We start from the raw sequence: 4,505 nt of genomic DNA, 5'->3' as shown, positions 1-4,505 counted from the left end.
GAGCAGTGGCTCAACCTACGACCTCGGAAATGTCTCGGATTCAGGCAGCCTGTCAAGGTATTCGAAGAGTACCGTCACGCGGCATAGGCGAGTGTCGCACTTCGAAGTTGAATTCGCGAAATCAAGGGCTATTTATCATGAATGGAAGCACTGTCTATGATGCAAAAGATTCCTATTAATCGGCGGAAATACAATAAGTTAGTTGCCAATGAGATGTTGGAAGACTTCGCGCTGCGCTTTACCTCGAAACGCGCCCGCAAATGGTCTGCGACCTGGATCGCCAATAGCGCACTGGGTATTGTCTCGTTTCTGGTTTTAGAAGCGTTGGGCGGCTCGATTACGCTCTCTTATGGTTCCATCAATGCACTATGGGCTATCGCAGCCGTTTCCGTAGTCGTGATTTTCAGCGGCATCCCAATCTGCTATTACGCATCCAAATATGGGGTAGACATTGACTTACTCAGCCGTGGTGCTGGGTTTGGTTATATCGGTTCCACCATTGTTTCGCTGATATACGCCTCGTTTACCTTTATCTTTTTCGCGCTGGAAGCCGCGATCATGTCGATGGCGTTGGAACTGCTATTGGGCATCCCGCTGTTTTGGGGCTATATCATCAGTGCGATAGCGGTGATCCCGCTCGTGATCTTTGGTATCACTAATATCAGCCGTTTTCAGATGTTATCGCAGCCACTGTGGTTGACGATGCAGATCGTGCCGCTGTTTTATGTCTTCAGCCACCCCGATTCACAACTCGACAGCTGGCTGGCTTACACCGGTATGAATCAAAACGGGAATGGCTTTAACTGGCTACTGTTTGGCAGCGCGTCAGCCGTATTACTGGCCGTCATTGCGCAGTTAGGCGAGCAAGTCGACTTTCTGCGCTTTCTGCCAGAGCAAAAGAAAACTGGTCGTTTCAAATGGTGGTTAGCGATGCTATTCGGCGGGCCGGGTTGGATACTATTCGGTGCCACCAAACTCGCGCTTGGCAGCTATCTGGCGTGGCTGGCAATCAGTCATGGTTTTGGCGCGGCTGAGGCCAGCGACCCTGCGCATATGTACCTCAATGCCTTTGGCTACATGACCGACAACACCAAGCTGGCACTGCTGGCGGCGGGTGTGTTTGTCATTATGTCGCAGCTTAAAATCAACGTCGCGAATGCCTATGCCGGCTCACTGGCTTGGTCGAACTTCTTCTCTCGCTTAACGCACAACCATCCGGGTCGTGTGGTCTGGATGGTGTTTAATGTCGTGATTGCACTCTTATTGATGGAGCTCGGCATCTACCAGTTGCTGGAAAAAACCCTGCAAGTTTATTCCGTCTTAGTTTTAGCGTGGATCGGCAGCTTGGTTGCCGACCTCATTATCAATAAACCGCTGGGTTTAAGCCCACCAGGTATTGAGTTCAAACGCTCGAAACTGTATGACATTAATCCGGTCGGTCTCGGCTCGATGATCATTGCCTCATCGGTTGGAATAGCAGCCCACCTCGATGTGTTTAATGAAGCCATCAAAGCGTTTGCTTCCTATATCGCCTTTGCTTTGCCGTTTATTACTGCACCACTGATTGCATGGTTGACCAAAGGCAAATTTTATCTGGTCAATACCAAGACACAAAGTCATGTTCATCACGATCACGAACTTACCTGTTCCGTGTGTGAAAATGCTTATGAACCGGAAGATATGGCCCATTGCCCCGTTTATGGTGGTCATATCTGCTCGCTCTGTTGCTCACTCGATGTGCGTTGTGAAGATAAATGCCGCCCCAAAGCCACCATTCATGAGCAGATACACACATTCCTGCATCCGTTTCTTCCCGATGAATTGCTGCACAAACTGTCCAGCCCCATCAGTCAGTTCATGATTGTGTTAACCATCGTCAGCAGTTTTATGGCCGCCATTTTCATGATCGCCTACAGCCAAATCCCTTCGCTGGCACCCGATAATATGCACACGATCACGGGCGGTATGCTCAAAGCGTTTGTGATGCTACTGATTCCGGTTGGCATTATCAGTGGCCTGTTTGTGCTGGCACGGAACACCAGTCGTAATGCCATCACTGAGCTGAAAGCCCACACCCAACTGTTAACGCATGAGATCAGCGCACACGAAAAAACCTCCCGACAATTGGAACAAGCGAAAAAGTCCGCAGAAACGGCTAATAACGCCAAAAGCCGTTACTTGGCGGGGCTGAGTCATGAATTGCGCACCCCGCTGAATGTCTTGCTGGGTTACGCACAATTGTTAAGTGATGATCGCAAGCTGGATCACCAAACCCGTGAATATGCCCATATTCTTCGGCGGAATGGAAAACACCTTTCTGATCTGTTGGAAGGGTTACTGGAGATCTCCAAAATTGAAGCGGGTCGTCTTGAGCTGCAACGCGTTGAATTTAATCTGGCAACCATGCTCGATGAGCTGGCAGAGATGTTTGCGATGGAAGCATCCCAGAAAGGGCTTGAGTTTAAATATATACCTTGCGTGAATCTGCCTGTCTACATCGCCATCGACAAACAACGCTTACGGCAGATCCTCATCAATTTGCTGGATAATGCGGTTAAATATACTCGCGAAGGGAAAGTGACTTTCCGCGTCACCTACCGCAATCAGGTGGCGCGTTTTTCCGTCCAAGATACCGGTATTGGGCTATCTGAGCACGACATCCAGCAGATCTTTAAGCCGTTTGAGCGCATTCAAACGCAAAATACGCGCGCCATTCAAGGCACGGGGCTTGGGCTGACTATTTCTCATGCGCTGGCCAGCCTGATGGGCGGCGATATCTCCTGCCAAAGCCAGCCGAATGTAGGCAGCAATTTCACACTGACCATGATGATGTCAGCAGTCGAAAGTCCCGTTTCAGTTCCAGTGCTGATTAACCCAAATATTACCGGTTACACCGGCGCACGACAGACCATTCTGGTCGTTGACGACATTGCTGATCAACGCAATCTGGTGAGCAACATTCTCACGCCACTTGGTTTCAACATTTTACAGGCGAATGGCGCGGCTGAAGCGCTGAAGATGGCCGAAAATCATACCATTCACCTCTATATTCTTGATATCACCATGCCCGAAGTCAGCGGCTGGCAACTGGCGATCCAGCTGCGGCAAAAAGGCATCCGCAGCCCCATTATGATGCTGTCAGCCAACATTCATGAGTTAGAAAAAAGCAACATGCTCGCCAAATATCATAATGATTACCTGAGCAAACCCATCTCGCGGGAACAACTGCTCACGAAACTCAGCAACTTATTACCCGTCGACTGGCTGTTTGCAGACGAGCCGGAAGATAAACCAGCCGCCAATTCAGATGCATCCGTAGCGCACGCGGCGCTCCCATCCCATGATGATCTGACGCAGTTGATCAATTATGCGGAAATTGGCTTTATGTCCGCATTCCTCGAAAAACTGGATGAGATCGTCAGTTCCGGCGACAGCGCTGAGGCTTTTTTTGGTTCAATCCGCAGCGATGCATCGCAATGTAAATTTGAAAAAGTCGTACATAACCTGAACGAGTTGATAAATGAGCATTATTGAATTCAGTAACATCATTGTATTAGTGGTCGACGACTCGCCTGAGTCACTCGGCATGCTTAACGCCACGCTCAATAAAGCGGGGTTGACTGTGCTGGTGGCGCTCAGTGGTGCACAAGCATTGGCGATTGTGGAAAAAGTGCAGCCCGATGTGGTGTTGCTGGATGCGATCATGCCGGAAATGGACGGGTTTGATACGTGCCAGAAACTGAAAGAAAAGCTCCCCTCCACCCCTATTTTATTTATGACCGGCCTTAACGATTCAGAGCATGTCATTCATGGTTTTGAGGTGGGTGGTGTCGATTACATCACCAAACCGGTTGTGCCAAATGAAGTGCTGGCGCGAATCAAGGTGCACAGCCATAACGCCAAACTGGCGAAATCGGCACAATTTGCCCTCGATTATGCCGGGCAATATGTCTTCTGCGTATCAAAACAGGGGCGCTTGGAGTGGGCTACGCCTTACGCACAAGAGCTGATCGGCAAGATAAATGGCGATATTCTGGAAACGTGGAAAAGCATTCAACCCGACATCGCCCGCTGGATCACATCCGAACATCGGAAAGAACCTCTGCAACTGAACCAGTTTACCCCGCCGATTCAAGCTGAATATGCCGGTGAATATGATCAGCTGCATGCATTGATCCGTTTGGTCACGCCGAAAAAACGCGGTACAGAAGAAGATTTGCAACGCGAACTTAATCTCACTAAACGCGAATCTCAGGTGCTTTATTGGCTCTCTTTCGGCAAAACCAATTGGGAGATCGCCACTATTCTTGAAATGAGCCACAGAACAGTGAACAAACATCTTGAGCAGATCTACAAAAAGCTCAATGTTGATAACCGCACTGCAGCAGCAAGTATTTCACTGCGGTTACTCGATAGCTCACATGCCAGGGAAGGTGCGAATAAGTACCCTATGAGCCAAAACTAAAAAGTTTAGCCATTTAATATCAATAATTTAGAATGGTGTG

Annotated in this window: 2 protein-coding genes; both read left to right on the top strand. The window is 49.1% G+C overall.

Going from position 1 to position 4,505, the window contains the following annotated elements; translation table 11 throughout:
• The first annotated feature begins 156 nt into the window (after window positions 1–156).
• Window positions 157–3,534, top strand: a complete 3,378-nt coding sequence (locus PG896_RS20490; protein WP_232091029.1) for a hybrid sensor histidine kinase/response regulator — start codon at window positions 157–159, stop codon at window positions 3,532–3,534.
• Entirely contained in the window at window positions 3,521–4,465 is a 945-nt protein-coding gene (locus PG896_RS20485; protein WP_124813028.1) for a response regulator transcription factor, read from the top strand. Before PG896_RS20490 ends, PG896_RS20485 begins: the two co-directional genes overlap by 14 nt.
• Window positions 4,466–4,505: the final 40 nt, after the last annotated feature.

The sequence above is a fragment of the Aeromonas sp. QDB30 genome (genome assembly GCF_027707645.1).
GTDB lineage: Bacteria > Pseudomonadota > Gammaproteobacteria > Enterobacterales > Aeromonadaceae > Aeromonas > Aeromonas caviae.
This window is presented reverse-complemented; position numbering and strand designations above follow the sequence as displayed.